Here is a 16,500-nt window from a genome sequence, read left to right on the forward strand (position 1 = left end):
CCTGCCGCTGTCAAAACCCGTTCGAAAAGACGGGCTGAGGTGGGGTGCGGTGCTGGCTCAGGCGGCCGCGGCGAGGGCGTCGAAGAGCAGCGCCGTCGAGGCGCTGCCCGGATCGATGTGCCCGGCCGAACGCTCTCCGAGGTAGCTCGCACGGCCCTTGCGGGCGACGAGCGGCTCGGTCGCGTCGCGACCCTCTGCCGCAGCGGCGCTCGCCGCGGCGAGGGCGTCGGCGAGCGAGCCCGAGGCCGCCGCCGCGTCGTACGCGTCGAGCGCGGGCAGCATGGCGTCGATCATGGTCTTGTCGCCGGGCCCGGCCTTGCCGCGCTGCAGGATCCCCTCGTAGCCCGCCCGCAGCGCCGCGCCCAGCGCTGCGGCGTCGAGCTCGGGCACGGCCCCGGCGCTCGCGCCCATGCGCAGGAAGAAGGTGCCGTAGAGCGGCCCGCTCGCGCCGCCCACCGACGAGACGAGCGTCATGCCCGTCGTCTTCAGCAGGGCGTCGGCGGTGGCTGCGGGATCCTGCCCGATCTTGTCGACCACGGCCGCCATGCCGCGGGCCATGTTGGCCCCGTGGTCGGCGTCGCCGATGGCGGAGTCGAGCTCGGTGAGGTACTCGCGCTGCTCGGTGACGCGATCGGCGAAGCCCGTGAGCCAGCGGGTGAGGGTGTCGACGGTGATGGTGTTCGTCATGATGCCTTCCTGGGGTGACGGTGCGGGGCCGCGCGGCGGCCTGCGGCGGTGCGGGCTCGCGCGGTTACGCGAGCCAGCGCAGACCGGGAGTGCGCACGGGCGCGTCCCAGAGCCGCAGGATCTCGTCGTCGGCGGCGAGCAGCGTGACCGAGCAGCCGGCCATGTCGAGGGACGTGATGTAGTCGCCCACGAGGGTGCGTGCCACCTCGACGCCGGCCTGCTCGAGCAGCTCGGCGACCTCCCCGTACATGAGGTGCAGCTCGCTGAGCGGCGTGCCGCCCATGCCGTTGAGCATGACGATCACCGGCTCGCCCGTGAAGTCGCGGTCGGCGAGGATCGGTTCGACCAGCTGCGCCGCGATCTCGGAGGCCGGGGCGAGCGGAACGCGCTTGCGGCCGGGCTCGCCGTGGATGCCGACGCCCATCTCGATCTCGTCCTCCGGCAGGTCGAAGGTGGGCTTCCCCGCGGCGGGCACGGTGCAGCTGGTGAGCGCCATGCCCATCGAGCGCCCGCGCTCGTTGAGCTTCTCGGCGAGCGCGGTGACGGCGGCGAGATCCCGCCCCTCCTCGGCGGCTGCGCCCACGATCTTCTCCATGAGCACCGTGAGGCCCACCCCGCGGCGGCCCGCGGTGTAGAGCGAGTCCTGCACCGCGACGTCGTCGGCGACCACCACTGTCGCGACCTCCACCCCGCTCTCGGCCGCCGCGATCTCGGCCGCCATCTCGAAGTTCATCACGTCGCCCGTGTAGTTCTTGACGATGTGCAGCACGCCGGCGCCGCGGTCGGCGGCCTTCGTCGCCGCGACGACCTGATCGGGGGTGGGCGACGTGAACATCTCGCCGGCGCACGCGGCGTCGAGCATGCCGAGGCCCACGAAGCCGCCGTGCAGAGGCTCGTGCCCCGATCCGCCGCCCGAGAGCAGCGCGACCTTGCCCTGGTCCTTCGGCTCGCTGCGATAGATCACCCGGTGCTCGTGGTCGACGTCGAGTTCGGGGTGGGCCTTCGCGAGGCCCTTGAGCGCGTCGGCGAGAACGTCCGCCGGATCGTTGATGAGCTTCTTCATGACTGCAACCTCCACGTCGAGATGGGATGAGTGTTCAAGCTGATCGCGGCGGATGCTGCGAGACGACCGCGCGGTCGAGCTCGCCTTCGAACTTCCGTCGACACTGCCGATACTCGTGGATCGCGCCGGGGCTGTCAATGGCGGGCAGCGCTCGGTCGGCGATCCGGCTTCGGTGAGGCGTATCGCCGGGTTTCGGTCTCACCGAAGGCGGATCCCTCACCCGAGCCGCGGGTGAAATCGGGTGCGAAGGCGGTCATCCGGCTTCCCCGCGAGGGTCCCCGGCCGGTACAAAGGGGTGAGGGCTCCGACGCCCGCCCGGGAGGGGACACGAAGATGGATGGATCCGGCATGCTCCGCATCACGGGGCGCTTCGTGCGCACCGACCTCGACTGCATCGGCGAAACCGCCGGTCCGGCCTCCGCGCCCGAGGCGATGCTCGTCGAGCACGGGCGCATCGTCGCCGTCGGCTCGCAAGACGAAGTGCCCGCACCCGCCGCCGCCCGCCGCATCGACCTCGGCGAGGGCTGGGCGATCCCGGGCCTCATCGAACCGCACGGCCACCCCTCCGAAGCCGCGCAGCTGCTGGGCGGCGACGTCATCGACATCCGTCCCGTCACACTCGAGAGCGCCGACGCCGTGTGGGGCGCGGTCAAGCGCGCGCTCGCGGCCGAACCCCGCCCCGAGCGCGTGCTCGCCAACGGCTGGGATCCCCTGCTGCAGCGCGGGCTCGTACCGCCCAGCATCGTAGACCTCGACGCGATCGCCGGCGACATCCCGCTCGTCATCGTGCACAACTCGCTGCACTCGGCGTACTTCAACACCGCCGCGGCCCGCGAGGCCGGCGTCGACCGCGGCACCCCCGACCCCGCGGGCGCCTCATACGGCCGCGACGCGTCGGGCGAGCTCACCGGCGTCGCCTACGAGGCCGCCGCGGTGATGCGGATCGCCGGCCCCGTCATGGCCGCCGTTCGACAGCAGCTGCCGCAGCGCATGGCCGAGCATCTCGCCGAGGTGCGCCGGCGCGGCATCACCACGGTCGCCGACCTCACCTGGACCGGAGAGCTCGGGCCGCTGTTCGACGGGCTGCGCGACGCCGGGCGCCTGCCCGTGCGCGTGCGCGGCTACGAGATGTCGCGCCCCGGGGCGCGGGCGACCAGGCCCCTCGACAACGGCGACGCCCGCGTGCGGCAGACCGGCGTCAAGGTGTGGAGCGACGGCTCGCCCTGGGTGGGCAACATCGCCACGTCGTTCCCGTACCTCGACACCGAGGCGACCCGCGGCATCGGCCTCGAGCCCGGCCACATCGGGCGCGCGAACTACACCACCGAGCAGCTCATCGACATCGGATCGCAGTACGCGGGCGACGGCTGGCAGCTCGCCTGCCACTCCCACGGCGACGTCGCCGTCGACAGCACCCTCGACGCCTACGAGCACCTGATCAGGGACTTCGCGCTGCGCGACCACCGCTTCCGCATCGAGCACTGCGGACTCATGACCCCCGCCCAGTTCCGCCGCGCCGCCGACCTCGGCGTCACCGTGAGCCTCTTCGTCGACCACATCACCTACTGGGGCGACGTGCTCGTCGACGACCTCTTCGGCGAGCGGGGCGCGAGCTGGGCCGACGCGGGCGCGGCGTTCGCCGCCGGCCACCGCGCCACCTTCCACAACGACGGCACGGTGACGCCCTACGAGCCCCTGCGCAACATGGCCGTCGCCGAGACCCGCACCTCGCGCACCGGCAGGCGCCTCGACGGCGGTACGGCCGTCACCCGGCTCGACGCGCTGCGCGCCCACACCGCGAACGCCGCCTGGCAGCTGCGCAGCGAGCACGAGGTCGGGGCGCTCACGCCCGGCCTGCGCGCCGACTTCGCGGTGCTCGACGTCGATCCGCGCACGGCGCAGCCCGAGGCCCTCGCCGAGGCGCGCGTGCTCGCGAGCGCGGTCGACGGGGAGATCGAGTAGGGCGCGGGGCGGGGCGCAGCGCGGCCGAGGCGCGGTGAGGCGCTGCGAGCACCGCGGGATCGCGCGCGCCGGGGCCCGCCGGGAGGCCGCACCCCGCTAGAGCAGACCGACCTGACGCGCCCGCAGCAGCGCGTCGGCGCGGCACGACACCTGCAGCTTGCGGTAGATGCTGCGCGTCTGCGACTTGATCGTGTTCGCCGAGACGTGCAGCGACGCCGCGATCTCCTCGATCGAGGCGTCGCTCGCGAGCTCGACCAGCACCAGCGACTCGCGCTTCGAGAGCTTCTCGAACGCCTCGGTCTCGGTCTCGAACGGCGTGCTCACCGGCTCGATCCACATGCCGTCGGGCACGAGCGTGCGCAGCACCCGCAGGTCGGCGGCCGGCACCCACGAGAGGGGCAGCCGGTTGTTCGTGCGGTCGAGCGCGTAGAGCGCCTGTTCCAGCAGCGTGGCGGCGTACCCCGCGTTGCCGAGGCGCGCGTGGGCGGCCGCGCTCAGCAGCAGGTGCTGGGCCTGATGCGCCGGGTACAGCGCCGAGGGCTCGAGGTCTCCGAGCAGCGCCACCGCGTCCTCGGGCTGCGACGAGAGCAGCGCCAGCCGGGCCCGGGCGAGCACGGTCACCGGTTCCTCGCCCCGGTGGCCCAGCACCGCCCTGGCGCGCAGCAGATCCCCCGTCGCCAGCAGCAGGTCGGCGTGCAGCGTGCGCAGCTCCTCGGCCCACCCCGAGCTCAACGGGTACGAGCTCAGCGCGTCGCGCGTCGCCTCCAGCTCCTCGAGCCCGCGAGCCGCCTCGCCGCCGACCAGGCGCACGACGCCCCGCGTCCAGGTGATCATGGGCCACTGCTCGAACTCATCGAGCCGCTTGGCGACGGGCTGCAGCGCCCGCAGCGCCCCGCGGTGGTCGTCGCGGTTCGCGGCTGTGAGCGCGCAGGCGAGGTGCCAGTCGAGGGCGTAGAGCGAGCCCTCCCAGCCGCTCCACGGCGACGTGCCGATCATCGCGATCTCGCGTTCGGCGCCCACCAGGTCGCCGGTGTATGCGAGCGTGAAGGAGAGCACGGAGCGGGTGTGATACGGCCTGCCGGGGTGAGGGTCGCCCTCCATGCTGGCGGCGAGCTCGATCACGCGCCTGATGCCGTGGGCGAGCAGTGCCGTGATCACCAGTTGCAGGTTGCCGGCGTACAACCACGACGCGCCGTCGGAGTGATGAGCGCCGGCGACGAGGCGCACGAACTCCTCGCCCGCTCGCGACGCCTCGTCGTAGTTGCGGCTCACCCGCATGCCGCCGAACCTGGCGAGCGCGGCGAACATGCCCTCGACGCTGCCGGGGGCGGCACCGCGCCGCGACAGCTCGGTCAAGCCGATCCGCAGCAGCTGCTTGATGCGCTGGGTGGGGATGATCGCGCTCTCGCTGAGGGCGATCGAGAGCGTGATGGGCACCCCGCCTTCGCGCTTGAGCCGCTCGGCCGGGATCGGACTCAGCAACGCGATCACCTCCGCCGGTCGGAACTGGCTGAGCTCCGAGAAGTAGCGCGCGAAGTGGGGGAAGATCGCGCTGTCCATGCCGCCGTCGACGAGCAGCGCGAGCGTCTCGACGGGGTCGGCGAGCTCGCGCAACTGGTCGAACGCGATGCGGCGCACCTCGGTGATGCGCACGGGGCTGAGCTCCTGCAGCGCCCGATGGCGCAGGGCCGACGAGATGAGGGCGTGCATGAGGAACACGGGGCGGCCGCGACGCATCGTGATGCGGCCGAGACCGCGCTCCTCGAACGAGGTGATGGCGCACCAGCCGCGATCCTCGTCGTCCAGGCGCCTCGCGAGGGCCTCGTCGACCTCGGGGCACAGCGAGACGGCGAGTGCGAGCGCCTCCTCCTCGGTGTTCTCGAAGCGGGGGGTGAAATCGGTGAGCACGGCTGCGACGCCGCGCTCGATCTCGTCGAGTGCGGGGCGGCGGGAGCCGTCGGCGGAGAGCCCGTCCATCACCGAGAGCGCGAGCCGCACCGCGAGCGAGTGCCCGCGGGTCATGCGCTCGAGCACCGCGAGCTCGTTCTGGCTGGCGGGGTAGGGGAGCGCGGCCGCGAGCTGGGCGAGCTCCTCGTCGGTGAATGCGAGCTCCTCCGACCCGATGACCGTGGTGCCGATGGCCGTCGAGGTGAGGGGCGTCTCGAACCGGGTGCGCTGGCGAGTGGTGGCGATGATACGCAGCGGGGTGGCGACGCGCATGAGCGAGACCAGCTGATCCTGCAGCGCGTCGTCGGTGAGGTGCAGGTCGTCGAGCACGAGCGCCACTTGCGGCTCGGCGCGCAGCAGCGTGGAGGCGAGCAGCGAGGGCGCGTCCTCGGGGGCGATGAAGCCGCTCATGTAGCCGTCGGAGAGGTGCTGGAACACGTCGGGGGCGGCGGCGCGCAGCGCGGTGAAGGTGCGAAGCCAGAAGCTGCGGGCGTCGATGATGCCCTCGTCGAGGGTCACCCAGGCGATCGCGGTACCGCGCTGCTCGCGCACCCAGCGGGCGATGAGGGCGGTCTTGCCCGCGCCGCCCTCGGCTCGCACCACGACGACGCGCCCGCCGCCGTCGATCTTCGCGAGCAGCCGCTCGCGCCGCAGCTGGCCGGGTGAATCGGTCGGCACCGCGGCGTTGGTTCGAGGGTCACTAGGCACAGTGTCGTCCCTTTCGCAGGCGGGTGTCCGAGCAGAAGCGCCCCTCCCCGCTTCTCCGGAGGACACCGTCCAACTTCGCGTACTTCCCCCGACACCTAGCTTAACCCGAATGTTACCTGGGTGTTTCGTGGCCGTTCGCCGCATGAACACGCGCTGTGGGCGAGGCGCTCCAGCCTGCATCTGGAGCCGCATAGAGACCCTGTGATGTGCCCGATACACGCGAGCAGTACACTCGGAGCGAGATCGCACGCCGGGCATTCCCGGCCATCCATCACCTGGAGGAATCGATGAAGATTCGCTACGCAGTTCCCGTCCTCGCCGCAGCCGCTCTGCTCACGCTCACCGGCTGCGTGACCAACACGGAGGGGGAGCAGCACGAGGCCGCCGACACGTCGGGCATCCAGCCCGACGAGGCCGCGGTCGCGCTGCTGCCGGACGACATCAAGGACTCGGGCGAGCTCGTGCTCGGCACCGACGCCTCGTACCCGCCCAACGAGTACAAGGACTCCAGCGGCGAGATCGTGGGCTGGGGCGTCGACCTCGCCAGCGCCGTCGCCGCCAAGCTCGGCCTCGAGCCGGTGTGGGAGGAGGCGAGCTTCGACACCATCATCCCCAGCATCCAGGGCGGCAAGATGAACATGGGCTCCTCCTCGTTCACCGATAACGCCGAGCGTCAGAAGACCGTCGACTTCGTCAACTTCTACGAGGCGGGCGTGCTGTGGGCGGCCCCGCTCGGCGCCGAGATCGACCCGAACGACGCCTGCGGCCACAAGGTCGCCGTGCAGTCGGGCACCTTCCAGCACACCGACGAGCTGCCCGCCAAGTCGGCCGAGTGCGAGGCCGCGGGCAAGCCGGCCATCGAGATCATGCCGTTCGAAGGCCAGGCCGAGGCCACCAACGCCGTCGTGCTCGGCCAGGCCGAGGCGTTCAGCGCCGACTCGCCCGTCACCCTCGCCGCGATCGCGGCGCAGAGCGACAAGATCGGCCCCTCGGGCGAGACCTTCGACGTGGCGCCCTACGGCTACGCGCTCGCCAAGAACGCCGACGATCCGAGCACTCCGTCAGACCTCACCCAGGCGGTGCAGGCGGCGCTGCAGTCGCTCATCGACGACGGCACCTACCTCGAGATCCTCACCAAGGCCGGGGTCGAGGACGGCGCGATCGAAGAGGCGACGATCAACGCGGGTTCCTGACCCGCGATTCGTCGCTCAGGAAGGCATCGTCCTATGACAGAGCAGGCGAAGGGGGCTTCGGGCAGCGACTCGAAGCCCCAGCCGTTCTACGAATCCGAGCCCATCGAGGCCGTCAAGCTGAAGCACCCCGGGCGCATCGTCCTCGCGGTGATCCTCGCGGTGCTCGCCGTGCTGTTCATCATCGACACCGCGCAGCGACCCGCCTTCGACTGGCCCGAGGTCGGCAAGTACCTCTTCGACACCCGCATCTTCGCGGCCGCCGGCTACACCCTGCAGCTCACGGTCTACTCGATGGTCATCGCGATCATCCTGGGCGTGTCGATCGCGATCATGAGACTGTCGCCGAACCCGATCGTCAAATCGGTGGCGTGGGTGTACCTGTGGATCTTCCGCGGCACCCCGGTCTACGTGCAGCTGACGTTCTGGGGCCTGTTCGCGGTGATCTACCCGACGCTCGGCATCGGCATCCCCTTCATGGATCCCATCTTCGAGTTCGAGACCAAGGCGATCATGACGGCGTTCACGCTCGCCATCGTCGGCCTCGCACTCAACGAGGCCGCCTACATGGCCGAGATCGTGCGCGCGGGCCTGCTGTCGGTCGACAAGGGCCAGGACGAGGCGGCGGTCGCGCTGGGCCTCGGCTGGTGGCACACCATGACGCGGGTCATCCTGCCGCAGGCCATGCGGGTGATCATCCCGCCCACCGGCAACGAGGTGATCTCGATGCTGAAGACCACCTCGCTCGTGACGGCGGTGCCGTTCACGCTCGAGCTCTTCACCAAGCAGAAGGACATCGCGGCCGTCACCTACAAGCCGGTGCCGATGCTGCTCGTCGCCTCGATCTGGTACCTCGTGATCACGTCGATCCTCATGGTGGGCCAGTACTACCTCGAGAAGCACTTCGCGAAGGGCGTGGGCCAGCGGCCCGACGTGATGAAGCCGAGCCTCGAGACGGGCGCGATCACCGTCGCGGGCGACGACGAGCGCGGCTATCCGACCTACCCCGGGGCCGGCGGGGACACGATCCTGCCGCCGCACAATCGTCCAGGAGGTGGCGCATGAGCGTGCACGCGACCGACACCCCGATGGTGAGGGCCGAGGGCGTCTCGAAGTCCTACGGCTCGAACCTGGTGCTGAAGTCGATCTCGCTCGAGGTGCAGCGCGGCGAGGTGCTCTGCCTCGTCGGGCCCTCGGGCTCGGGCAAGTCGACGTTCCTGCGCTGCATCAACCACCTCGAGACCGTGAACGCCGGCCGGCTGTTCGTGGACGGCGAGATCGTGGGCTACCGCCAGAAGGACGACAAGCTCTACGAGATGCACCCTCGCGAGGCTTCGAAGCAGCGACGCGACATCGGCATGGTGTTCCAGCGATTCAACCTGTTCCCGCACATGACCGCGCTCGAGAACGTGATGCTCGCGCCGACGCTGCTGAAGAAGGGCAACCGGGCGGCGCTGAAGGCTCGGGCGATCGAGCTGCTCGCTCGGGTGGGCCTCGCGGATCGCCACGACTACTATCCCGCCCACCTGTCGGGCGGGCAGCAGCAGCGCGTCGCGATCGCCCGCGCGCTCGCGATGGAGCCGAAGCTGATGCTCTTCGACGAGCCGACCTCTGCGCTCGATCCCGAGCTCGTGGGCGAGGTGCTCGACGTGATGAAGGGGCTCGCCGAGAGCGGCATGACGATGATCGTCGTGACGCACGAGATGGGTTTCGCGCGCGAGGTCGCCGATCAGCTCGTCTTCATGGACGGCGGGGTGGTCGTCGAGGCGGGCGACCCGGCCGAGGTGCTCAGCAACCCGCAGCGGGAGCGCACGAGGGCGTTCCTCTCGAAGGTGCTGTAGGCGGCCGGCTGGGGCTGGGCTTCCGCCCGGCCTCAGCTGGGGTCAGGCGTTGACGCCGAGGTCGCGCTTGATCTTGGTGGTCGAGACCCCCTCGGTGCGGTCGAGGTAGACGACCTCGCAGTAGGGGCGCAGGATCTCGAAGCGCTCGTCGCCCTCCCAGTCGCCGCCCATCACCACGGCGTCGATCTCGTACTTCTGCACGTCGCCGATCTTCTGGTCCCACGACTGCTCTGGGATGACGAGGTCGACGTAGCGCACGGCCTCGAGCATGTTCTTGCGGGTCTCGAAGTCGTGGTAGGTCTTCTTGCCCTTGCCGGCGTTGAACTCCTCGGTCGAAGCGGCGACCACGAGGTAGTCGCCGAGATCGCGTGCGCGCTTGAGCAGCCGGATGTGCCCCCAGTGCAGGAGGTCGAAGGTGCCGTAGGTCAGGATCCGCTTCATCTCTCTATCGTAAGCCGCACGGTCCGCGTACCCTGGATGAAAGGGCTGCGGCCTCTGCGGCCCCGCGAAGAAGGAGGTCACGATGCGGATCGATGATGATCGCCGAACCCTGGACCACGAATCTGATCCCGCGCACAACGACGAGCTCGGGCACGAGTGGGTCGACGAGGGCGGGGCCTCGCACCTCGGGCCTGCCACGCACCTCGGATCGGGTCGCCCTCACGGCGACGAAGAGGAAGAGGAGTGACGGTCGAGCGGCCCGTAGGCTGAGCCCGCCCCCGGCTCCGTCAGGCGACGAGCACGAGCACGCCTGCGATCGCGGAGACGACGGCGATGAGCAGGGCGATGCCGATCAGCACGGCGTGCACGCGGTAGAACGCGGTGGGCCGCCCCTGCTCGTCGCGGGCGCGCGGATCCTTGGTGACGCGCGTCCAGAAGCGCGGCCAGACGATCACGTTGTAGACGGCGTTGAGCAGCAGCACGATGCCTGCGAAGACGATCATGCCCTCAGCCAAGGGCGTGCCGCCGGTGCGTGCTCGCGGCGGCACTCCCGGGCGCGACGCCCTCGCCGGCCCCGAGGGGTCGAGCGGCGAGCAGCTGTTCCCTCCGGTCTTCCCGAGCGCCTGAGCCGCGGTGTCCGCTCACACCCCGTCGTCTCGGGGGAGCGACTGCTGCAGCCGGAGGGCGCTCAGCTGCGCCCAGGCGATGAGCAGGGCCCGGTGGTCGCCGTCGGCCGGGCCGAGGCGCTCGCGCAACTTGCGGATGCGGTAGCGCACCGTCTGCTCGTGCACCTGGAGCCGGGCCGCGGTGCGCGAGATGCTGCACGCCTGCTCCAGCCAGCACTCGAGGGTCTCGGCGAGCGGGGCGAGGGGCGAACCCGCGTCGAGCATCTGCCGCACCTCCGGCAGCACGAGTCTGCTGTCGAGCTCGAGCTGCGACAGGCAGGCGGCGAAGAAGAGCTGGGGTCGCAGCCGGGCCACCGTGCCCACCTGCTCGGCGACGCCGGAGGCGAGGGCCGCGAGCCGCCGCGCCTCCTCGTTGGCCCGGGGGAGGCCGGTGCTGAGCGGATGCGGGTCGCTCAGGCCGACGTGGATGGCGGATCGTGCGGCTCCGTCGACCTCGGAGAGTGCGGCGACCACCCACTCGCGCACCGTCTCGACCTGTGCGGCGGGGCAGAGCGCCGTGATCTCGTTGCCGTCGGAGAAGAGCACGAGATCGGGGACGTAGGTCGCGAGGTAGCGGCCGAGGGAGGTGCGGATCTCGGCGGTGTGCACCGCGGTGCTCTGCGTGCGGGGCACCGCGCAGTGCAGCAGCACCCCGTTCGCGAGGCCCGAGGGGTCGACGATCTCGCGGTCTCCGGGTTGGGCGGCTCCGGCGATCATGCGTCGGAGCGCGGCCTCGCGCCTGGCGCCGTCGCGCGTGCTCGTCTGCCATTCGCCGAGCATCGCGTCGGCCGCGAGGTCGGCGGCCTGCCGCAGCACCCGCTCCCGCTCGGGCGGCAGCGGGCTCGCGGCGGGGTCTTCGCCGTCGGGGTCGAGCACCCAGATGGTGCCGAGGGGGATCGCTCCCGCGCGGATCGCGATGGCGGCCCGGGGGAGGAACGACCGGTAGCGTTCGAAGCGGACGATCCCGTTGGCGGCCAGCACCTCCCGGTAGCGGCGCTCGTTGACGGGCGCGTCGCCCGCGCGGCGGAAGAGGATGCCCGTGGTGCGCAGCTCGTCGATGGCCTGATCGAGCACCGATGAGTGGGCGAGGATGTCCCGCTGGTGGTTCTCGATCGCGACCGAGCCGCCGAAGACGCGGGCCACCGTGTTGGCGATCGCGAACAGCTTGTCGCCCGTCGACGGGGCGAGGGTGAGCGAGCGGGCGTTCTCTCCCAGCAGTCTCGTGATGAGCGCGTCGAACTCCCGCCAGTTCACCTCCGGTGCGAGTACGACGGCGACGAGCCCCGCCTCGCGCACGAGGCGCTCGAACGGCACCGGCACCGAACCCTCCCGGGGCACCTCGACGCCGCTCTTGAACGCGACTCCGACGCATCCCTTCCCGGCCGCGGCGCGCAGGGCTCGGAGCAGCTCGTCGGAGCGCATGGCGTCGGCGGAGACGATGCTCAGCAGGGTCCCCTCGCCGCCGGCCTCGCCGCTGCGGGCGTCGTAGATGTCGAGTGCCTGGATCAGGGGGTCGTCGGCGCCGGCGGGCGCGTCGACCTGCACGAGGTCGCTTCCGAGGCGCTGCTCGAGGGTGCTGAGCCGCACTCCGAAGCGCGGCTGCCACGCCGCCTCCCGGGAGGGCGTGCCGCCGCTCGTCGACGAGGGTTCCGCGGAAACTGATAATCGCATGACCAAAATTTACCGGATCCGACAATATATCGCGATGATCCCCCTCATAGCCTGGTGAGCGTTCCCAGTTCCCGTTCGACGACGAAGACGTGGAGGTCGCCGCGATGACGCCGCACACCCTGCCAGCGCACCTTGCACGAGTGCTCCCGATCCACAGCTCCATCGGTCGGGACGGCGAGCTCGTCGTCGGGGGCTGCTCGGTTCCGGAGCTGGCGCGGGAGTTCGGCACCCCCCTCTACGCGATCGACGAGCAGGGGCTGCGCGACACGATGCGCCGGTACCGGGAAGGGCTGTCGAATCGGTGGGAGCGCTCCCGGGTCTGCTTCGCCTCGAAATCGCTGCCCTGCGTCGCGGCGTACGCCGTCGCCCAGCAGGAGGGGCTGCTCGTCGACGTCGTGGGCGAGGGCGAACTGCGGCTCGCGCTCGCGGCCGGCGTCGAACCGGGCCGGCTCGTGCTGCACGGCAACGCCAAGAGCGAGGCGGAGCTGCGGCTCGCCAAGAGCGTCGGCGCGGGGCTCGTGGTGGTCGACAATCCCACCGACATCGACGTGCTGAGCGAGATCGAGGGCGGGCGCCAGGACGTGCTGCTCCGGGTGCTGCCCGAGATCGACGCGAACACCCACCCCTCGATCGCCACCGGAGGACGGGGATCGAAGTTCGGCCTGACCCTCGCGCAGACCCGTGAGACCGTCGAGCGGCTGCGGGACCACCCGCGCATCCGGGTGCGGGGCGTGCACGTGCACATCGGCTCCCAGATCCTCGAGACCGCTCCGTTCGTCGAAGCGCTGAGGGTCGTCGCCGGTCTCGGCGCCTTCGACATCTACAACGTGGGCGGCGGGCTGGGCGTGAACTACTCCGATGATGACGACGCGCCGACCATCGAGCAGTACCTCGACGCCGTCACCTCCGCAGCGCGCGAAGCGCTTCCGGCGACCGCCGAGCTGCTCATCGAACCGGGGAGGTCCCTGGTCGCGCGCAGCGGGGTCACGCTCTACGGCGTGCGAAACGTGAAGCACTCGAACAGCACGTTCGTCGCGGTCGACGGGGGCATGTCGGATCAGATCAACATCGCGCTCACCGACGACCGATTCACCGCGGTGATCGCGGAGCGCGTGGCCGAAACCCCCGATACGATCGCTCAGGTGGTCGGACGCCAGTGCGAATCGGGCGACCTGCTCGTCGACCGGGCGCCGCTGCCGGCGCCGCGTCGCGGCGACACCGTCGCGATCGCCGGCACCGGGGCGTACGGCTTCACGTTCGTGAACAACTACAACGGCGCCCTGCACCCCCCGATGGTCTTCTGCCTGCGGGGGGAGGCCAGCGTGGTGGTGCGCGGCCAGAGCTACGAAGACCTGATCGCCCCCCACGCGCCCGCACTCGAGTGGGCGAGGCGGCGCCCAGCCGAGGGCGGCGCTCGGCGAGGGCCGTGAACCAGACCAACCCGCAACACCCTCGAGTACACCACGACGGGACACCGAGGTCTCGTGGAACGAAAGGAACGAAAGCATGAGAACGACACGGATGACGCGCACCCTGACCGCACTGGCCGTGGGGGCGCTCGCCCTCACCGCGTGCAGTGGGGGAGGCACCGCCTCCGGCGAGACCGGCGCCGACGGGGCCGAGACCGTGCCGGGCGGTCTGCCCCTCACGGCGACCGCGCAGTTCGACGTCGAGGCCGACGAGGCCGCCGCCGCGCTGCTGCCCGACGACGTGCTCGACCGGGGGGCGATCCGCATCGCCATGGGCGTGCCATACCCGCCCTTCGTCGAGTACAACGACGCCGACGAGCTGGTCGGCGTCGACGTCGACATGGCGCTCGCGCTCGGCCAGACCCTCGGGATCGACGTCGAGGTGAACCATCAGCCGTTCGAATCGGTGATCCCCTCGCTGCAGTCCGACCGGCACGACCTGATCATGATGGGCATGAACGATTCGAAGGAGCGCCAGCAGACCCTGAACTTCATCGAGGAGATCAAGGCGGGCTTCGCGATCGTCGTCGCCAAGGGCAACCCCGAGGGCATCAACACCCTCACCGACCTCTGCGGGCACAGCGCGTCGACCCAGAAGTCGACGCTGCAGGCGGAGCTGCTCCAGCAGCTCTCCGAGGAGTGCATCGCCGATGGCAAGGAGGGGATCGACGTGCAGGCGCTGCCCGTGGCCCAGGACTCGCAGACCGCGCTGCGCGCCGGGCGCGCGCAGGCGTACATCGTCGACGCGCCGGTCGCGGCCTTCACCGCCGCGACGGCCGGCGACGGAGAGCACTTCGAGCTGGTCGAGGACCCGCAGAACCCGCAGGGCTTCAACCCCGTGTACAGCGGATTCGGCCTGCTGAAGGAGCGCACCGAGCTCACGGACGCGCTGCAGGCGGCGATGCAGAGCCTCATGGACCAGGGCGTCTACCAGCGCATCCTCGAGGAGCACGGCCTCGGTTCGCTCGCGCTCGACGAGGCGCTCGTGAACGCGGCCGACGAGTAAGAGACGGGGAGGGACAGAACATGGCACCCCCTGCTCCGAGCAGAGAGTTCGACAACGCGGTACGGCCGCTGCGGCGCCCCGGGCGGTGGATCGGTGCCGCGTTCCTCATCATCCTGCTGGTGGCGTTCGTGCAGGCGATCGCCACCAACGAGAACATCGACTTCCCCACCATCGGGGAGTACCTCTTCAACCCCAGGATCCTCTCGGGGGTGCAGCTCACCCTCGTCATCACCGTGATCTCGATGACGTGCGCCGCGCTGCTCGCGGTCATCATCGCGGCGATGCGCATGTCGGGCAACCCCGTGCTCGTCGCGTTCGCGGCGGTCTACGTCTGGGCCTTCCGCGGCACGCCGCTGCTGGTGCAGATCGTGATCTGGGGCTACTTCGGCCTGATATTCGACAAGATCACCGTCGGCGTCCCCTTCACCGACATCGTGTTCTTCCAGGCCGACACCAACACCCTCATCACCGCCCTGGTGGCCGGGATCATCGCCCTCACCCTCAACGAGGCGGCCTACTCCTCGGAGATCGTGAGGTCGGGCATGCTCTCGGTGGACGAGGGCCAGCGGGAGGCGGCGGCGTCGCTCGGCATGAGCCCCGCGTACTGCTTCCTGAAGATCCTGCTGCCGCAGGCGATGCGCGTGATCATCCCGCCGATGGGCAACCAGCTCATCTCGATGATCAAGAACACCTCCCTGCTCTCGCTGATCGCGGTGCTCGAGCTGTACACGCAGGCCACCCAGATCTCGGCGCAGAACCTGCGCCAGGTCGAGCTGCTCATCGTCGTCAGCATCTGGTATCTGGCGATCGTCTCGGTGCTCTCCGTGCCGCAGCACTACCTCGAGCGGCACTTCGGCCGGGGCAGCACGAAGAACCAACCGCAGACCCTGCTGCAGAAGGCGCGCGAGTACACCGGGAGCATCCAGGTGCAGCGCGAGCACAAGCGCAAGCGAAAGGCGAGCAACCATGTCTGATCTCCTTCCCCCGGATGACGCCGCCGGCGCGACCGGGCTCGACGCCCCGCGCTCGACGGCCGCGCTCGACGACACGGCGCTCGTGCAGCTGCGCGGCGTGCGCAAGCGCTTCGGCAACCTCGAGGTGCTCAAGGGCATCGACATGGACGTGCGGCACGGCGAGGTGACGTGCCTGCTCGGCCCCTCGGGATCGGGCAAGTCGACGCTGCTGCGCTGCATCAACCATCTCGAGACCATCAACGGCGGCCGCATCGTCGTCGACGGCGACCTCGTCGGGTACCGGGAGCGGCACGGCGAGCTGCACGAGCTGCATCCGCGCGACGTGGCCAAGCAGCGCCGCAAGATCGGCATGGTGTTCCAGCGGTTCAACCTCTTTCCGCACAAGACCGCGCTCGAGAACATCATGGAGGCTCCGATCGGCGTCGCGAGACGACCGCGGGGCGAGGTGCGCTCCGAGGCGCTCGCCCTGCTCGAGCAGGTCGGTCTGCAGGAGTGGGCGAACCACTACCCGGCCCAGCTGTCGGGCGGGCAGCAGCAGCGCGTGGCGATCGCGCGGGCGCTCGCGATGAAACCCAAGATCATGCTGTTCGACGAACCGACGTCCGCGCTCGACCCCGAACTCGTCGGCGATGTGCTCGCCGTGATGCGGGATCTCGCGCGCAACGGCACCACGATGGTGGTCGTCACGCACGAGATCGGCTTCGCGCGCAGCGCTGCGGACACGGTGGTGTTCATGGATGAGGGCGTCGTCGAGGAGTCCGGTTCGCCCGAGCAGGTCTTCGACGAACCGCGCAGCGAGCGCACGAGAGCCTTCCTGCGGAGCGTGCTGTAGCCGCGACGGATCGGCCCGTCGCGCGCCGCGCCGCCCGTCGGGGC

General features: G+C 70.6%; 16 protein-coding genes. 10 read left to right on the top strand and 6 right to left on the bottom strand.

The annotated features are described in order from the left end of the window. Positions 1-57: 57 nt before the first annotated feature. Together dhaL and dhaK are read right to left on the bottom strand one after the other, a co-directional pair. The gene (dhaL, locus tag H490_RS24710) at positions 58-687 is read right to left on the bottom strand and encodes a dihydroxyacetone kinase subunit DhaL (protein ID WP_017884156.1); all 630 of its coding nucleotides are present in this window, start codon (positions 685-687) and stop codon (positions 58-60) included. A gap of 64 nt (positions 688-751) precedes the next feature. Then, positions 752-1,750 carry a dihydroxyacetone kinase subunit DhaK gene (gene dhaK / locus H490_RS24715; protein WP_017884157.1) on the bottom strand — a complete coding sequence of 333 codons (999 nt, stop codon included), beginning with the start codon at positions 1,748-1,750 and terminating at the stop codon, positions 752-754. A gap of 348 nt (positions 1,751-2,098) precedes the next feature. On the opposite strand from dhaK, the gene H490_RS24720 reads away from it, so the two are divergent. Further along, the gene (locus tag H490_RS24720; RefSeq protein WP_017884158.1) at positions 2,099-3,712 is read left to right on the top strand and encodes an amidohydrolase; all 1,614 of its coding nucleotides are present in this window, start codon (positions 2,099-2,101) and stop codon (positions 3,710-3,712) included. Positions 3,713-3,808: 96 nt separating this feature from the next. Here the strand turns inward: H490_RS24720 and H490_RS32705 are convergent, their stop codons facing one another. Continuing rightward, positions 3,809-6,337, bottom strand: a complete 2,529-nt coding sequence (locus tag H490_RS32705) for a LuxR C-terminal-related transcriptional regulator (protein WP_017884159.1) — start codon at positions 6,335-6,337, stop codon at positions 3,809-3,811. A 317-nt stretch (positions 6,338-6,654) separates the two neighbouring features. Here H490_RS32705 and H490_RS24730 point away from each other — a divergent pair, with 317 nt between their 5' ends. The 3 genes from H490_RS24730 to H490_RS24740 are packed head-to-tail and all read left to right on the top strand — an operon-like array spanning position 6,655 to position 9,398. Further along, positions 6,655-7,560: an ABC transporter substrate-binding protein gene (locus tag H490_RS24730; RefSeq protein ID WP_017884160.1), complete on the top strand. Its 906-nt coding sequence runs from the start codon at positions 6,655-6,657 to the stop codon at positions 7,558-7,560. A 33-nt stretch (positions 7,561-7,593) separates the two neighbouring features. Further along, positions 7,594-8,622 (top strand): amino acid ABC transporter permease, encoded by a 1,029-nt coding sequence (locus H490_RS24735; RefSeq protein ID WP_017884161.1) that lies wholly within the window; start codon positions 7,594-7,596, stop codon positions 8,620-8,622. Then, positions 8,619-9,398 carry an amino acid ABC transporter ATP-binding protein gene (locus H490_RS24740; protein WP_017884162.1) on the top strand — a complete coding sequence of 260 codons (780 nt, stop codon included), beginning with the start codon at positions 8,619-8,621 and terminating at the stop codon, positions 9,396-9,398. Before H490_RS24735 ends, H490_RS24740 begins: the two co-directional genes overlap by 4 nt. A gap of 42 nt (positions 9,399-9,440) precedes the next feature. Here the strand turns inward: H490_RS24740 and tagD are convergent, their stop codons facing one another. Further along, the gene (tagD, locus tag H490_RS24745; RefSeq protein WP_017884163.1) at positions 9,441-9,839 is read right to left on the bottom strand and encodes a glycerol-3-phosphate cytidylyltransferase; all 399 of its coding nucleotides are present in this window, start codon (positions 9,837-9,839) and stop codon (positions 9,441-9,443) included. 82 nt (positions 9,840-9,921) lie between these two features. Here tagD and H490_RS32350 point away from each other — a divergent pair, with 82 nt between their 5' ends. Next, positions 9,922-10,086, top strand: coding sequence for a hypothetical protein (locus tag H490_RS32350; RefSeq protein WP_017884164.1), 165 nt, complete (start codon positions 9,922-9,924; stop codon positions 10,084-10,086). A gap of 40 nt (positions 10,087-10,126) precedes the next feature. Here the strand turns inward: H490_RS32350 and H490_RS24750 are convergent, their stop codons facing one another. Then, complete coding sequence (locus tag H490_RS24750) at positions 10,127-10,342, bottom strand: SCO4848 family membrane protein (RefSeq protein WP_017884165.1); 216 nt, start codon at positions 10,340-10,342, stop codon at positions 10,127-10,129. Here H490_RS24750 and H490_RS32845 point away from each other — a divergent pair. Continuing rightward, positions 10,341-10,466 carry a hypothetical protein gene (locus H490_RS32845; RefSeq protein WP_017884166.1) on the top strand — a complete coding sequence of 42 codons (126 nt, stop codon included), beginning with the start codon at positions 10,341-10,343 and terminating at the stop codon, positions 10,464-10,466. The two genes, H490_RS24750 and H490_RS32845, sit on opposite strands and share 2 nt — an antisense overlap. Positions 10,467-10,480: 14 nt before the next feature. On the opposite strand, the gene H490_RS24755 is transcribed toward H490_RS32845, so the two are convergent. Beyond that, positions 10,481-12,175, bottom strand: a complete 1,695-nt coding sequence (locus tag H490_RS24755) for a PucR family transcriptional regulator (RefSeq protein ID WP_152424247.1) — start codon at positions 12,173-12,175, stop codon at positions 10,481-10,483. Between the two features lie 104 nt (positions 12,176-12,279). On the opposite strand from H490_RS24755, the gene lysA reads away from it, so the two are divergent. The 4 genes from lysA to H490_RS24775 all read left to right on the top strand — a co-directional run bounded on the left by lysA (position 12,280) and on the right by H490_RS24775 (position 16,456). Further along, positions 12,280-13,605 carry a diaminopimelate decarboxylase gene (lysA, locus tag H490_RS24760; RefSeq protein WP_031290050.1) on the top strand — a complete coding sequence of 442 codons (1,326 nt, stop codon included), beginning with the start codon at positions 12,280-12,282 and terminating at the stop codon, positions 13,603-13,605. 76 nt (positions 13,606-13,681) lie between these two features. Continuing rightward, positions 13,682-14,650 carry an ABC transporter substrate-binding protein gene (locus H490_RS24765; protein ID WP_031290051.1) on the top strand — a complete coding sequence of 323 codons (969 nt, stop codon included), beginning with the start codon at positions 13,682-13,684 and terminating at the stop codon, positions 14,648-14,650. A 20-nt stretch (positions 14,651-14,670) separates the two neighbouring features. Then, a complete protein-coding gene (locus H490_RS24770) occupies positions 14,671-15,624 on the top strand; it encodes an amino acid ABC transporter permease (protein WP_017884170.1) in 954 nt (317 codons plus the stop codon). Then, on the top strand, positions 15,617-16,456 hold the full coding sequence (locus H490_RS24775) for an amino acid ABC transporter ATP-binding protein (RefSeq protein WP_017884171.1): 840 nt from the start codon (positions 15,617-15,619) through the stop codon (positions 16,454-16,456). Before H490_RS24770 ends, H490_RS24775 begins: the two co-directional genes overlap by 8 nt. The last annotated feature ends 44 nt before the right edge of the window (positions 16,457-16,500 follow it).

The sequence above is a fragment of the Leucobacter sp. UCD-THU genome (genome assembly GCF_000349545.1).
Taxonomy (GTDB): Bacteria; Actinomycetota; Actinomycetes; order Actinomycetales; family Microbacteriaceae; genus Leucobacter; species Leucobacter muris.